This window comes from Mesorhizobium sp. B2-4-18, from assembly GCF_006441385.1.
Lineage (GTDB): Bacteria > Pseudomonadota > Alphaproteobacteria > Rhizobiales > Rhizobiaceae > Mesorhizobium > Mesorhizobium australicum.
Genome location: NZ_VFUW01000003.1, coordinates 539,959 through 553,354 on the forward strand (window position 1 = coordinate 539,959; position 13,396 = coordinate 553,354).

17 protein-coding genes and 1 tRNA gene are annotated in these 13,396 nt (G+C 64.0%); 6 read left to right on the forward strand and 12 right to left on the reverse strand.

The window, feature by feature from the left end; translation table 11 throughout:
- Nucleotides 1-148: 148 nt before the first annotated feature.
- Complete coding sequence (gene acnA, locus FJ527_RS09845; RefSeq protein ID WP_015314926.1) at nucleotides 149-2,839, reverse strand: aconitate hydratase AcnA; 2,691 nt, start codon at nucleotides 2,837-2,839, stop codon at nucleotides 149-151.
- 285 nt (nucleotides 2,840-3,124) lie between these two features.
- On the opposite strand from acnA, the gene ccmA reads away from it, so the two are divergent.
- The 4 genes from ccmA (at nucleotide 3,125) to FJ527_RS09865 (ending at nucleotide 5,324) form a co-directional block, all read left to right on the forward strand.
- Nucleotides 3,125-3,733, forward strand: a complete 609-nt coding sequence (gene ccmA / locus FJ527_RS09850) for a heme ABC exporter ATP-binding protein CcmA (protein ID WP_140822913.1) — start codon at nucleotides 3,125-3,127, stop codon at nucleotides 3,731-3,733.
- 49 nt (nucleotides 3,734-3,782) lie between these two features.
- The gene (gene ccmB / locus FJ527_RS09855; protein WP_023774435.1) at nucleotides 3,783-4,448 is read left to right on the forward strand and encodes a heme exporter protein CcmB; all 666 of its coding nucleotides are present in this window, start codon (nucleotides 3,783-3,785) and stop codon (nucleotides 4,446-4,448) included.
- 130 nt (nucleotides 4,449-4,578) lie between these two features.
- Nucleotides 4,579-4,746 carry a heme exporter protein CcmD gene (gene ccmD / locus FJ527_RS09860; protein WP_023774434.1) on the forward strand — a complete coding sequence of 56 codons (168 nt, stop codon included), beginning with the start codon at nucleotides 4,579-4,581 and terminating at the stop codon, nucleotides 4,744-4,746.
- Nucleotides 4,743-5,324 (forward strand): DsbE family thiol:disulfide interchange protein, encoded by a 582-nt coding sequence (locus FJ527_RS09865; RefSeq protein WP_140822915.1) that lies wholly within the window; start codon nucleotides 4,743-4,745, stop codon nucleotides 5,322-5,324. Before ccmD ends, FJ527_RS09865 begins: the two co-directional genes overlap by 4 nt.
- A gap of 76 nt (nucleotides 5,325-5,400) precedes the next feature.
- Here the strand turns inward: FJ527_RS09865 and FJ527_RS09870 are convergent, their stop codons facing one another.
- The 4 genes from FJ527_RS09870 to FJ527_RS09885 form a co-directional block, all read right to left on the reverse strand.
- Nucleotides 5,401-5,640 carry a Trm112 family protein gene (locus tag FJ527_RS09870; RefSeq protein WP_140618229.1) on the reverse strand — a complete coding sequence of 80 codons (240 nt, stop codon included), beginning with the start codon at nucleotides 5,638-5,640 and terminating at the stop codon, nucleotides 5,401-5,403.
- Nucleotides 5,641-5,743: 103 nt separating this feature from the next.
- On the reverse strand, nucleotides 5,744-6,415 hold the full coding sequence (locus FJ527_RS09875; protein WP_015314920.1) for an LON peptidase substrate-binding domain-containing protein: 672 nt from the start codon (nucleotides 6,413-6,415) through the stop codon (nucleotides 5,744-5,746).
- 106 nt (nucleotides 6,416-6,521) lie between these two features.
- The gene (gene trxA, locus FJ527_RS09880; RefSeq protein ID WP_140822917.1) at nucleotides 6,522-7,544 is read right to left on the reverse strand and encodes a thioredoxin; all 1,023 of its coding nucleotides are present in this window, start codon (nucleotides 7,542-7,544) and stop codon (nucleotides 6,522-6,524) included.
- A gap of 84 nt (nucleotides 7,545-7,628) precedes the next feature.
- Nucleotides 7,629-8,126, reverse strand: coding sequence for a prolyl-tRNA synthetase associated domain-containing protein (locus tag FJ527_RS09885; protein ID WP_140822919.1), 498 nt, complete (start codon nucleotides 8,124-8,126; stop codon nucleotides 7,629-7,631).
- Between the two features lie 210 nt (nucleotides 8,127-8,336).
- Between FJ527_RS09885 and FJ527_RS09890 the strand changes: the two genes are divergently transcribed.
- A tRNA-Gly gene (locus FJ527_RS09890) sits at nucleotides 8,337-8,411 on the forward strand.
- Nucleotides 8,412-8,504: 93 nt separating this feature from the next.
- Here the strand turns inward: FJ527_RS09890 and FJ527_RS09895 are convergent.
- The 3 genes from FJ527_RS09895 to FJ527_RS09910 all read right to left on the reverse strand — a co-directional run bounded on the left by FJ527_RS09895 (nucleotide 8,505) and on the right by FJ527_RS09910 (nucleotide 10,200).
- Complete coding sequence (locus tag FJ527_RS09895) at nucleotides 8,505-8,798, reverse strand: adenylate cyclase (protein ID WP_140822921.1); 294 nt, start codon at nucleotides 8,796-8,798, stop codon at nucleotides 8,505-8,507.
- 298 nt (nucleotides 8,799-9,096) lie between these two features.
- Nucleotides 9,097-9,297, reverse strand: a complete 201-nt coding sequence (locus tag FJ527_RS09905; protein WP_140618224.1) for a DUF2934 domain-containing protein — start codon at nucleotides 9,295-9,297, stop codon at nucleotides 9,097-9,099.
- Between the two features lie 96 nt (nucleotides 9,298-9,393).
- Nucleotides 9,394-10,200, reverse strand: a complete 807-nt coding sequence (locus FJ527_RS09910) for a SapC family protein (protein WP_140822924.1) — start codon at nucleotides 10,198-10,200, stop codon at nucleotides 9,394-9,396.
- A 307-nt stretch (nucleotides 10,201-10,507) separates the two neighbouring features.
- Between FJ527_RS09910 and FJ527_RS09915 the strand changes: the two genes are divergently transcribed.
- Nucleotides 10,508-10,783 carry a hypothetical protein gene (locus FJ527_RS09915; protein WP_140712163.1) on the forward strand — a complete coding sequence of 92 codons (276 nt, stop codon included), beginning with the start codon at nucleotides 10,508-10,510 and terminating at the stop codon, nucleotides 10,781-10,783.
- 252 nt (nucleotides 10,784-11,035) lie between these two features.
- Here the strand turns inward: FJ527_RS09915 and FJ527_RS09920 are convergent, their stop codons facing one another.
- The 4 genes from FJ527_RS09920 to FJ527_RS09935 form a co-directional block, all read right to left on the reverse strand.
- Complete coding sequence (locus FJ527_RS09920) at nucleotides 11,036-11,563, reverse strand: GNAT family N-acetyltransferase (RefSeq protein ID WP_246677701.1); 528 nt, start codon at nucleotides 11,561-11,563, stop codon at nucleotides 11,036-11,038.
- A 193-nt stretch (nucleotides 11,564-11,756) separates the two neighbouring features.
- The gene (locus tag FJ527_RS09925; protein ID WP_140822928.1) at nucleotides 11,757-12,278 is read right to left on the reverse strand and encodes a tail fiber protein; all 522 of its coding nucleotides are present in this window, start codon (nucleotides 12,276-12,278) and stop codon (nucleotides 11,757-11,759) included.
- 12 nt (nucleotides 12,279-12,290) lie between these two features.
- Nucleotides 12,291-12,794 carry a tail fiber protein gene (locus FJ527_RS09930; protein WP_140793228.1) on the reverse strand — a complete coding sequence of 168 codons (504 nt, stop codon included), beginning with the start codon at nucleotides 12,792-12,794 and terminating at the stop codon, nucleotides 12,291-12,293.
- 12 nt (nucleotides 12,795-12,806) lie between these two features.
- Complete coding sequence (locus FJ527_RS09935; RefSeq protein ID WP_140822930.1) at nucleotides 12,807-13,304, reverse strand: tail fiber protein; 498 nt, start codon at nucleotides 13,302-13,304, stop codon at nucleotides 12,807-12,809.
- Nucleotides 13,305-13,396: the final 92 nt, after the last annotated feature.

Below are 13,396 nucleotides of genomic sequence, written 5' to 3' on the forward strand. Positions count from 1 at the left end.
GACTTTGGTCCGGGCCGTTCAATGCTTCGACGACCTTGCCTTCATCGCGGCAGGACTGTGCGGCATGCTGGTCTGCTGTGCCGCGGCAGGGGAGTAGCGAGTAGTGAGCAGGGGCGTCCCCTGCATCCCACTCGCTACTCGCTGTTTTCTAGGCCGCCAGATCGCGCAGCACGTACTGCAAGATGCCGCCGTTCTTGAAGTAGTCGAGCTCATCCAGCGTATCGATGCGGCAGATGATCGGCACGTTCTTCACCGTGCCGTCGCCATAGGTGATCTTGGCGGTCATCGTCTGGCGCGGCTTGATGGCGCTCAATCCGTCGATCTCGACCAGCTCGTCGCCCTTGAGGTTGAGGGAAGCCCATGAGGTGCCTTCCTCGAAGACGAAGGGGATGACGCCCATGCCGACCAGGTTCGAACGATGGATGCGCTCGAAGGACTGGGCGATGACGGCGCGGACACCGAGCAGGTTGGTCCCCTTTGCCGCCCAGTCGCGCGACGAGCCGTTGCCGTATTCGACGCCGGCGAAAATGACCAGCGGCACGCCTTCCTTCTTGTACTGCATCGCCGCGTCGTAGATCGATTCCTCTTCCTTGCTGGGATAGTGGATGGTGTAGCCGCCCTCGCGGCCGTTCTCGCCCAGCATGTGGTTGCGGATGCGGATGTTGGCGAAGGTGCCGCGCATCATCACCTCATGGTTGCCGCGCCGCGTGCCGTACTGGTTGAAGTCGGCGACGCCGACGCCATGGTCGGTGAGGTATTTGCCGGCCGGCGAGGCGGCCTTGATCGAACCCGCCGGCGAGATGTGGTCGGTGGTGATCTTGTCGCCGAACAGGCCGAGCACCCGGGCGCCCTTGATGTCGCCGATCTTGCCGAAACCCGTGGTCATGCCGGCGAAGTAGGGCGGGTTCTGCACATAGGTCGAATTGTTGTCCCAGGCATAGGTCTGGCCTTCCGGCGCCTTGACGTTCTGCCAGTACTCGTCGCCCTTGAAGACGTCGGCATATTTGCGGGCGAACAGCTCGCGGGTGACGTTCTTCTCGATGAACTCCTGGATCTCGGCCGAGCTCGGCCAGATATCCTTGAGATAGACCGGATTGCCGTTCCTGTCGTCGCCGAGCGGCTCCGTGGTCAGGTCCTTGGTCACGGTGCCGGCCAGCGCATGCGCCACGACCAGCGGCGGCGACGCCAGGTAGTTCGCCTGCACGTCGGGCGAGACGCGGCCTTCGAAGTTGCGGTTGCCGGAGAGCACCGCGGCGGCAATCAGGCCCTTGTCGTTGATGGTTTTTGAGATCGGAGCGGGCAGCGGGCCGGAATTGCCGATGCAGGTGGTGCAGCCGAAGCCGACCAGGTTGAAGCCGATCTGGTCGAGCTCCTTCTGCAGGCCCGACTTTTCCAGATATTCCGCCACCACCTGGCTGCCGGGGGCCAGCGAGGTCTTTACCCACGGCTTCTGCTTCAGGCCAAGGCGGTTGGCGTTGCGGGCAAGCAAGCCCGCGCCGATCAGCACTGATGGGTTCGAGGTGTTGGTGCAGGAGGTGATGGCGGCGATGACGACGTCGCCATGGCCGAGGTCATGGTCGGTGCCTTCGACCGCATAGCGCTTGGAGATTTCCGCCGCCTTCTTGTATTCGGTGTCCATCGCCTTGGCGAAGCCGGCCGGAATGCCTTCCAGCGCGACACGGCCCTCGGGGCGCTTGGGACCGGCCATCGACGGCACGACGCTGTCCAGCTCCAGTTCGAGCAGGTCGGTGAAGACCGGGTCGGCGGAGCCGGCCTCGCGCCACATGCCTTGCGCCTTGGAATAGGCCTCGACCAGGGCGATGCGGTCCTCGCTGCGGCCTGACATTGTGAGATAGCGGATGGTTTCGGAATCGACCGGGAAGAAACCGCAGGTGGCGCCGTATTCGGGCGCCATGTTGCCGATGGTGGCGCGGTCGGCCAGCGTCATGTTGGACAGGCCGGGGCCGAAGAACTCGACGAACTTGCCGACGACGCCCTTCTTGCGCAGCATCTGGGTGACGGTCAGCACGAGGTCGGTGGCGGTGACGCCCTCCTTGAGCTTGCCGGTGAGGCGGAAGCCGATGACTTCCGGCAGCAGCATGGAGACCGGCTGGCCTAGCATGGCCGCCTCGGCCTCGATGCCGCCGACGCCCCAGCCGAGCACGCCAAGGCCGTTGATCATGGTGGTGTGCGAATCGGTGCCGACGCAGGTGTCGGGATAGGCGGTGGTTTCGCCGTCCTCGGTGTTGGTCCACACCACCTGGCCGAGATATTCGAGATTGACCTGGTGGCAGATGCCGGTGCCGGGCGGCACGACGCGGAAGTTGCGGAACGCCTGCTGGCCCCATTTCAGGAACTTGTAGCGCTCTTCGTTGCGCTCATATTCGAGCTCGACATTGCGGGCGAAGGCCATCGGCGTGCCGAACTCGTCGACGATGACGGAATGGTCGATGACAAGGTCGACCGGCACCAGCGGATTGATCTTCTGCGGATCGCCGCCGAGCGAAGCCATGGCGTCGCGCATGGCGGCGAGGTCGACCACGGCCGGGACGCCGGTGAAATCCTGCATCAGCACGCGGGCCGGGCGATAGGCGATTTCGACGCCGGCGGTGCCCTTGTCGGTCAGCCAGCCGGCCACCGCCTGGATGCTCTCCTTGGTGACGGAGCGGCCGTCCTCGTTGCGCAGCAGGTTTTCCAGCAGCACCTTCATCGAATAGGGCAGCTGGGCAATGCCGGTGAGGCCGTTCTTCTCGGCCTCGACGAGGTCGAAATAGACATACTCGGCGTCGCCCGCTTTCAGCGTGCGGCGGCAATTGAAACTGTCGAGGGATTTTGACACGTGCGATCCGTCCTTGTCTGTTCAGCCTGAAAGGGAACGGACGCCGATGGCATGCAATCACGCGCAAAGGTGCGGGTACGGCCATTTCCGCTGTCCGTTCCCAAGCAACCCGAGCCGTTCAAGGCGGCGCGTGCGCTGGTTCGGCGCTAATTCTGTTCCCGCGCCGACCGCTGGCACGGATGCCCCGCATATAGAGAATTTTCTGGAATAGTTCTAGACAGTTGCTGAGCAAATTTGTGCGATGCGGCAGCGCTCGCGAAACACTGATTTCAGGGCAGGCGAGGGATGCGGCTTATCGCCGAAAATCTGGGCGGCGAACGCGGCGGCGAGCCGGTTTTCTCCGGCATCGGCTTTGTCCTCGATCAGGGCCGGGCCCTGGTCGTCACCGGGCCGAACGGTTCGGGCAAATCGACCTTGCTCAGGGTGGTCGCCGGCCTGCTGCCGAAAACCGAGGGCCGGCTGCTGCTCGAAGGCGGCGGCGACGAGTTCCCTTCGATCGGCTCGGCCTGCCACTATCTCGGCCATCAGAACGCGATGAAGACGGCGCTGAGCGTGACCGAGAATTTGCGCTTCTGGCGGGAGTTCCATGGCGAAGGCCGGCTCGATGTGGAGGAGGCGCTGGAAACGGTCGAGCTCGGCGGCATCGGCCATTTGCCGTTCGGCTATCTCTCGACCGGGCAAAGACGCCGCGCGGCGATCGCGAGACTCTTGGTCAGCCATCGGCCGCTGTGGCTGCTCGATGAGCCGACGGCAGGGCTGGACAAGGCTTCGGAGGGGAGATTCGCGGGGCTGATGCGCGGGCATTGCGAGGAAGGCGGGATGATCGTGGCGGCGACGCATCTGCCGCTGGGATTGGAAGGGGCGAAAGAGTTGGCGATGGGGGAGGCCTTTTGATGACTGCACCCTACGGCGCCCCCCTTCTTCAACAGGGGACCACATCGTAATGTGGTCCCTCTTCCTGCGCGACATCCGCCTCTCCATCCGCGCCGGCGGCGGCGCGCTGACGGGCGTCATCTTCTTCCTCGCCGTCATCGCCACCATCCCTTTCGGCGTTGGGCCGGATCTCAAGCTGTTGGCCCGCATCGGTCCGGCGATCCTGTGGATCGGCGCGCTGCTTGCCTGCCTGCTCGGCCTCGACCGGCTGTTCCAGGCCGATCGCGAGGACGGTTCGCTCGATCTCCTGGTGCTCGGCAACGACCGGCATATGCTGGCGCTGACGGTGCTGGTGAAGTGCGTCGCGCATTGGGCGGGCAGCGTCCTGCCGCTGGTGGTCGCGGCCCCCCTGCTCGGCCTGTTCATGAACATGGAACCGTTGGCCATAGGCGCCACGGCGCTGACGCTGCTGGTCGGCACGCCGGCAATCACCTTCATCGGTGCCGTGGGCGCCGCGGTGGCGGTGGCGCTGCCGCGTGGCGGCCTCTTGATCTCGGTGCTGGTGCTGCCGCTGACCATACCGGTGCTGATCTTCGGCGTTTCGGCGAGCTATGGCGCGACGGCCAATCCCGATCCATTCCTGCAGCCCTTCCTCATTCTTGCCGCGCTGACGCTGTTTCTTGGTGTGCTGGGGCCGACCGCAGCGGCGCTGGCGCTGCGCCACGGCACCGATTGAGGCGCCAGAGGTCTGAAGGCTGCGGCGTGGCGGCCGATTGCGAAGCCGCCGGCGCGCGGCTAAGGGAAGACATGATCGAACGAGGCGGAAAGACCCGGCTGGAACGAGACGCGGCGATGGAGCGGCGCGCATGAGCGCGCATGCGCTCTACGTCGCGGCGGCCTACGCGATCACCGCCGTGGCGCTGGCCGGGCTGATCGGCTGGATCCTCATCGATCAGCGGGCGCGCAAGCGCGAACTCGCCGAACTCGAGGCGGCTGGCGTGCGCCGCCGTTCCGACAAGGCAGCCAAGCCATGAGCACAGGGACGGAAACGCCGACGCCGGCCCGTCGTCGCCTGTTCGTATTCTTGCCGCTGCTGGTCTTCCTCGGACTGGCCGGACTGTTCCTGTCGCAGCTCTTGTCGGGACGCGATGTCTCGGAAGTGCCGTCGGCGCTCATCGGCCTGCCGGCGCCGCGGACCAACTTGCCGCCCCTGGAGGGCAGCAATCTGCCCGGGCTCGATTCGAAAGCCTTCGCCGGCAAGGTCACGCTGGTCAACGTGTTTGCGTCCTGGTGCGCACCATGTCGGGAAGAGCACCCGGTGCTGCTGGCGCTGGCGCAGGACAAAAGGTTCGCGATGGCGGCGCTGAATTACAAGGACCGGCCGGAAAACGCCCGCCGCTTCCTCGGCGACCTCGGCAATCCGTTCCAGGCGATCGGGGTCGACGAAGCCGGCCGCACTGCGATCGACTGGGGCGTCTATGGCGTGCCGGAAACCTTCGTCATCGGCAAGGATGGCAAGATAGCCTACAAACATGTCGGCCCGCTGACGCCGGAGTCCGCCAAGGAACTTCTGCTGCCGCAGATCGACAAGGCGCTGGCCAGGCCGAACTGAAGCCACGTCGAAGACCTGATCTCTCTTGGTTTGTACACGTATATGGTTGAAGCGGAGCGGATGGCTCCGCGCCACCTCAATTCGGCCCACCCGGCCGTGGCGGCGACAGCACATCCTCGGCCGAGAGCACCCGCGCTTCCGAGGGCAGCATGATGGGGATGCCGTCGCGCACCGGATAAGCGAGCTTGGCGACCCGCGAGACCAGCTCGCCGCGCTCGGGGTCCCAGGCCAGCGGCCCCTTGGTCAGCGGGCAGGCCAGGAGTTCCAGCAGCTTCGGGTCAACATTGGTCTTCTTTCCGTCGCGCCCATCCGCCATTGGGTCCTCTTCCGGTTTCACGCCCAGCCTGTCAGCCAGGATGCAGGATCTATCGAGATCGGTCGGGCCGTTATTTGCGGGCCGGCTGGATATCGACGCATTCCTACTGCAGGCTCGAGCCAAAATCCTCATTCTCGCGCGCCAGCGTCATCTCGGTGATGGCGATCAGCGTTTCGGCCCTGGTTTTCAGGTCCGCGGCCTCGAGCAATGCCTGCTTCTCGGCCGGTCCGTAGGGCGCCATCATCGACAGCGCGTTGACCAGCATGGCGTTTTCGGCGCGGCTGACGCTCTCCCAGTCGGCTTCCAGGTCATTGGCCTGCAGATAGGCGCGAAAGGCTCTGAGCAGCGCCGGCCGGTCGATTTCATCAGCCGCCTGCTCTTCGTCGAGATCGGCGAGGAAGGGCGCCGGCTTCGCCTGGCGGAACGGCGTCTTGACCGTCAGCTCGTGGGCGACGCGGAACCGGCACACGCCTTGCAGCGAGATCAGGTAGCGGCCGTCGCCGGTCTCGGAAAAGGCGATGATGCGACCGATGCAGCCGACGTTGCAAAGCTCCGGCTCGCCATCCTCGCGCAATGCGCCATTGAGGCCGGGCTGGATGACGCCGACGAGCCGCGAGCCGGCGACGGCCTCGTCCACCATCTGCAGGTAGCGCGGCTCGAAGATGTTGAGCGGCATGCGGCCGCCCGGCAGCAGCAGCGCGCCTTCGAGCGGAAAGAGCGGGATCGTCGATGGCAGATCCTTGGCGAGCCGGTAATGCGCGTTTCCCGCTTGCACCTCGTTCCTCCGATCGCTTCCCTTGCGAAGCGTCAATCCTGCCCTGTCCTATCTGGCGCACAGGCCTGGCGCCACAAGCCCTTGCGACAAAACAACCGTAACCGGCTCAGGAAAACAGCAATGCCGACAATTTGCGGCGCGCGGCAAGCGTCGCCTCGTCGGTCATGCCCCAGGCCTCGAACAGCTGCAGCAACTGCGTCCTGGCGCCATCCTCGTTCCAGCTCCGGTCGGCCTTGATGATGGCCAGCAGATTGTCGGCGGCCGCCGTGCGATCGCCCATGGCGTTCTGGATCATCGCCAGGTCGAAACGGGCCTGATGGTCCTTGGGGTTTTCCGCAAGCCGCCGCTCGAACTCGGCCGGATTGCCCAGCGCCGCCGCCTGCGCGGCCAGCGCGATCTTGGCGCGCAGGGCAGCCAGCGGCGGTGCGTCCTTCTTGGCCTCCGGCGCCGTTGCCAGGAGCGCCTCGGCACCCTCGGTATCGCCGGCCTCGAACAGCAGGTCGCCCAGCCCGCCAATCGCCTCGATCGTTTCCGGCGCCTGCGCCAGGATGGCATCGTAGATATCGGCCGCGGTCTGCATGTCGCCGGCGTCGCGCGCCTCCGCCGCCGCGGCCAGGGCCTCGGCCACCGGCGGCGCGCCATTGCCCTTGCCGCCGACCTTGGTGATGAATTCGTTGATCTGGCTCTCGGGAACGGCGCCCATGAAGCCGTCGACCGGCTGGCCGTCCTTGAAGGCGATGACCGCCGGTATCGACTGGATGCCGAGCTGGCCGGCGATCGAGGGATGGTCGTCGATGTTCATCTTGACCAGCTTGACCTTGCCACCGGCGGCCTTGACCGCCTTTTCCAGCTGCGGAGTGAGCTGCTTGCAAGGTCCGCACCACGGCGCCCAGAAGTCGACCAGCACCGGCTGGCGGCGCGATTCCTGGATGACGTCGGCGGCAAAGGCCGCGGTCGTCGTGTCCTTGATGACATCGCCGGTGGTAGGGCCGGCGGTGGGGCCGGCGGCTGGGGGCGCGGACGTCTCGCCGAATCCGGCTTTGGGCTCGGTTCCGCCATACTGCACCGTGGTGGCATACTGGCCGCCCTTGTTTCCGAATGATCCGCCAAACGGATTGTTGTCGCTCATCTCGTCACCCTTTCGGTCGCGCGGCCGGCCCGTGGCCCGGCGCCCTGTCTCAATTGGAAATCGGCTTTGCCACCCATGTGGCGATCATGCCGAGACTTTCAAGATAGCAGCATCATGCCCGGTTGCCTCGACGAATCTGATGAGATCGGCGGCCGCGATCGATGTCGTCGCCTCGTTGGTCAGGGGATGCGCATTGATGACGGAATGGTCCATCAGATCCTTGTCGAGCACCAGTTTGACCCGGTTTTCCCTGTCGTTGACGATGCCGAACACCGTGACCGCCCCCGGCGTGACCCCCAGAAGCTCCATCAGCATTTCCGGCTTGCCGAACGAAACCCGGCTGGCGGCGCCGATCAGCTGATGTATCTGCTTGAGATCGACGACCGCATCCTCGCCGACGGTGACCAGGAAGAAATTGTCCTTCTTGTCCTTCAGGAACAGGTTCTTGGTGTGCCCGCCGTCGATCTCCCCGCGCAGCGCCTGCGAATCGGCAACCGTATAGAGCGGCGGGTGGCGTATGGTCGAAACCGCGATGCCGAGTTCGGCAAGAAAGGCCATCAGGTCAGCTTCGGTCTTCGGCATGGATCTCTTCTTCGTCGGTTTCTCGGCCTTGCCGTTTACGGCCAATGAGGCGGCCGACACAAGACCGTCGCGCCAGCGGCGATGAATCGGGGCGTCGCGGGCAGTTTGCCGGCATCGCTCGGAAGGTTGCAAAAAGCCTGCTATTTCCCTGTTGCAATCGCCGCGCTCTTCAGCCATATAGGCCCGGCTTGCGGCCAAGACGCCGTGTGAGCGGGTGTAGCTCAGGGGTAGAGCACAACCTTGCCAAGGTTGGGGTCGAGCGTTCGAATCGCTTCACCCGCTCCAGTTTCTCAAGGGAATCAAGCATCGAAAAGCCGCGGAATTCCGCGGCTTTTTCGTTTCTGGCGGATTGAACCTCGACCGCCCAAGAGCCGGATGTCACTTATGGGACTGCTGGAAGCCGGCAACGTCGTACTGAGACACGCTCTTCGGGTTCTTGGAGTTCTGCGGCTGGGTGCCTGCGTAATGTGTTCCCGCATTTCCGTCCGGGTTGAAGGCCGAACCCGGCGCGGTGCTGGCATTGCCAGGAGTAACACTTCCTGTCTGAGCGGTGCCGATCGTTTGATCGGGTTGACCTTTCGTCCCCGTTACCGAGTGGACGTTGGCTGCCGAGGCCAGGCCCGCGGAGGTCATCAGCAAGCCCAGCACCACGGGGATAAGGTGATGTTTCATCGTTGTTCTCCCAAAATCGGTTTGATTTCAGGGCGCTCGCGGTCTCAGGAGCACCCGGCGAACAAAGACTGAAACGCTTTTCGGACGCCGTTCATCCCGAGCATCACGAATCTGTGATGTCGGGCGCTGCCGGCGCGGCCTGTCGCACAGGCGCCCTCCGTTGGATGCACGGGAATTCCTGCGCCGCTCGACTGGGCTACTGACCCATCCCGAACTTGTATGTGACGCGGGCCATACCGCATCCACTTTGGCGTCGGTCCGATACGTCTCTGGGTTCGCTCCGATTGTGCCATCAGCGTCAGTGTTTGGTACCCGCGCTGTCGCCAGCGGCATCCGCGCCTGGTTGCTTTCGTCCGGCGGTCAGCCGGCCGGACTCGAACTCCTCGACCGCCTTGTCCCAGCAGGCCTTCTCACGGTCGGGCATCAAGCCTTCCCGTTCCCAGAGTTCGCGGGCCCGCTTGCTGATATGCGCGACGCGTTCTTCCTGGCTGATCACCATGGCCGTATTCCTATGGATATCCATAGGAAGCAACCGGACAGCGCCTGAAATGTTCCAAATTGGATGTCGTCGACCTCGGCAGATCGGTCAATGCCGTCAGGCACTCTTCGCGGTGTCCGCCTTGCGAAGCGACGCCTGGTGCACCAGCGAGGTCCAGCTGTTGGTCGAGGCGAGGTGGCAATAGAGCAGGCCGAGCGCGCCGGATTTTCTGAGGTCGAGGAAGGCCTCGTCGCTCAGTTTGTTGAAGGCCGCTTCGTCGATCACCTGGAAGTCGGTGAGGTTGAGCACTTCGCCGCCTTCCAGCGTCACCTTGCTCTGGCGCGGCGAAAACAGACCGTGCGCGTCGATCTTGTCGACCATCTCGCGGGTGGCCCTGAAATCGATCTGGAACTGGTTGCAGAAAGCGAGCGCCTGCCTGGTCGCCTCGGTCGGTTCGTTGCCGCCGAAGAACGGCAGCACCTTGTCGTCGCGGAAGGGCGCCATCAGCTGGTCGACGACACGGTCGCTCGCCCGGTCGACGCACAGCGTCAGCCGGCCGGCCGAGGTCGGATCCTCGGCCAGGATGAAAGGGTAGCGGCGGACATAGGCCGGGATGTAGTGCGGCGCGTTCCACTTGCCGTCGGCATCGACGAACAGGTTCTCGTCCTGGCGAACGCCGGTGATGATGACGGGCGCCTTGGCGGCGCCGATGAAGACGATCGGATAGGAGCGCATCGCCGCCGGCATCTCCGAAGCCACCACCGGGATGGCGTGCGCCGAGCGCGCGAAGGAAAAGTCGCTGCGCGCGGTCAACCCCAGCGAGCCGTGCCGCGCCGGATTGAGCGCCTCCGGCCTGGAGTAGAAAAGCGGCAATGCTTCGGCCCCTGCTGTCGCCGCCGTCCCTGTTTTCGCACCTTCAGCCATCGTCGGTCCTTTTTCTCCGGCAAGCCGATCAGGCCGGCCAATCCGCGTCCGGCGCCGGGCTCGTATCGAAACAATCCCATGCCGAAACAAAGTACTACAGTGTCACCGGCGCGCATAAAAGGATGCGTTGCTGTATTTTGGGGTTTGCGGCGACGAAATGTCTTGCGCGCCAGCGCTCCGTGCCGATGCGCCAATCCCCAGGAAAAGTGGTCGACGGTTTTCCTGGGAATTTTGGTCGGGCAAAGATCCCTGGACAGCCCGCGACGAAGCGGCGACAGTGCCGCGCAAACGGCTTCGAGGCGACAAAATGGCGGCGGCGGCGGATTTCGAACAGGCGATCGGACAGGCGTTCACCATAGAGACCGGAGCGGGACGGATCTCGCTCGAACTGAGCGCCGTCAACCGCATCGCGGCCAGCCCCCGCCCGGGCGGTGGTTTTTCGCTGCTGTTCAGGGGGCCGCGTGAGATCGCGCTGCCGCAGGCGACCTACAGCCTTGCCGGCGCCGGCGGTGTCCACGACATCTTCATCGTACCGGTAGCCGCCGATGCGACTGGCCGGACCTACGAGGCGGTGTTCAACTAACGCCATTTTGAGCTGCATTTATTGATGTTTCCCGCATTGGCGACCGGACCGAATGCGACAATCCTTACCGGCGGCGCTGCCCCTCACTGTCCTGCCGGACATCTCTCCCCGTAAACGGGACGAGAGTGGCTGGCGGCAACCCGGCGCCTTTCTTGCGGCGCAAGAGATTGGCGAAATCGGTGGCGGGAGGTCCCTCGTCCGGTTCACTGGGAGGGGACGCCGGCAGGCGGGTGGGGCAGCGCCAACCAACGATCATGGATCCGCTGGCGAACACGCCATCAGATCATGGACGCCCTTGTCCTCGACCACGGCGAAGCCAAGCCTGACATAGAGCCCCCGCGCCGGATTGTTCTTCTCGACATGGATCGATACATATTTGCCGGCTAACCGTGCCTCGTCGATCAGATCGCGCAGCAGCGTCGTGCCATAGCCCTTGCGGCGATGGATGGGCAAAAACGCGATGTCGATGACGCGGTGCTGGCTCGGCCAGCGCTCGATATAGAGGCGGCCTATGTCTTGGCCCGCCTGCTCCACCACCAGCCAGTCGGCCTCGGGATAGTGCGTGTGGTAATGCGCGTGCTGGGCCTGGAATTGCATGGCGAGGAAGGCGGCCTTCTGCGCCTCGCTCCAGTCGGTCACTGCGAGCTCTTCAACGCGGGTCGAGGCGTAGAGCCGCGACAGGAAGGGTTTGTCGGCCTCGCCAGCCGCGCGAAACTTCAGCCCGGCCGCATCGGAGCGGGGCCAGGCCGAAGAAGAATGCGCGGGCGTGCTGGCTGTCACGCTACCCGTCTGTGCCGTCAGGACTGCCGTCACACCGGTGGCGTCAAGTCGGGCACCACGGCGATCTGCTTGAGGTTGCCGGTGGCCAGCGCCGTCCAGCTCCATTCCCCTTCTTTGCCGTTGGAGCCGACGCTTCTGACTTTGGTTCTGCTTTCTTGGGCATCGTATCGGTCCTGCCTTGTTGCCTCGGAATTCAGGTTCTCGGCGGGAAAACGCCTTGCAGCGCGATACAGAAATAGCAGGTGAGAAAGGGCTGCATGTTGTTGTGCGGCTGGTCGCCGCCGATCGGCCGCACCGCCTGATCGCTGAGCGGTGTCAAAGTGGCCGTTGCCGAATAAGACATACCGGGAGCTGTACGCGCGAAAGATCGCGCCGGACCTGGCGCCGCCAGATTGGCCGGATTGACGTTCCCCATCATCGTGTGGCCGTGCTGCGGCATCTCCGATATCAGCAACTGCACAGTTTCCGAACCGCCCGGCTCTCCGAGGTCGTGCAGCGAAAGTCCTGGTCCTTGCCCCGGGTGCATCGGCGCGCGGCCCTGCAGATCGGGCAAGGCGAAGTTGGACTTGCCGTTGCCGCCATAGGTGGTGCCGAGCAGGGAAAACAGCGCGGTGTTCTGCGACAGCGGCAGCAATTGACCGTCGCACCAGGCCCAGCCCTTGGGTGCGAAATTGAACGGAAAAATGCGGATTTCGGCGACGAACGGGTCAGCCATGACGGTCCCTCCTTAAGTCGGCGACGGGAAGATCCCGAACAGCGAGATGATGAAATTGACGCAAAGGTAGGGCTGGAAGTTCGTATGCGGCTGGCTGCCGCCGGTTTGCCCGGCGGTCTGCGGGGACATCGGCGCGGCTGCCGGCGCCTCGCGGTAGATCTGCGCCGCGCCGACCTGCCCGGTCATGTTGCCCGTCGGCGTGCTTGCCCCGGCATTGTTCAGCGAAGCCAGGAAGGCATGCGTGTGCGAAGGGATCTGCTGGGGGGTAAGCGTGACTTCTTCAACGCCGCCAGTCTGCGAAAGAATGAAATCGCCGCCCTGGTGGACCGGAAGGCGGCCACGCAGATCAGGCAGCCCGAACGTGCTTTGGCCATCGCCGCCATAGGTGGTGCCGATCAGTTGGAACAGGATCTCGTTCTCCGAAATGGGCAATAATTGCCCTTCGCAGAACATCCAGCCGGCTATCGCGAAATTGCCGGCGAACATCCGAATCTCGCCAACGTAGGGTTGTGCCATGGTTGCTTTTCCTCAGGTCGGCGACGGGAAAATGCCCTGCAGGGCGATGCAGAAGCTCAGCGTCAGAAATGGCTGCATGTTCATATGCGCCTGGTTGCCGCCGGCAAGGGCCAGCGTGCCAGGGTCCATGGCCGTGGGGTTCCCAGGCGCCGTATAGGTGTTGGCAACGGTTGCCAGCAGGTTGCTGCTGGGCACCGGCGTGTCCGCATTTGTGGTCGTGGCTTGCTCGATATGGCTATGGAATGGCAATTCCCCGATCAACAGCGTGTGCGCCTGCTCACCGCCGCGTTCACCCAGCGTGTGGCCACTGCCGACATGGATCGGCACCCGGCCACGATAATCGGGCAGCGCGAAATTCACCCTGCCGTCACCGCCGAAGGTTGTTCCAAGCAATGAGAACAGCGCCTGATTCTGATTTATTGGAAGCAGCTGACCGTTGCACAGTGCCCAGCCTTTCGGCGCAAAAACGAAAGACATCATTCTGATTTCGGAAAGAAATGGTTCCGCCATTGCCGCCCCCCTCATTGTTAACGCATACTAGCGCACTGTAGTGATATTACGCAACGTCAATGGACCATAAGAGAGCAGAATCTTTTGAATTC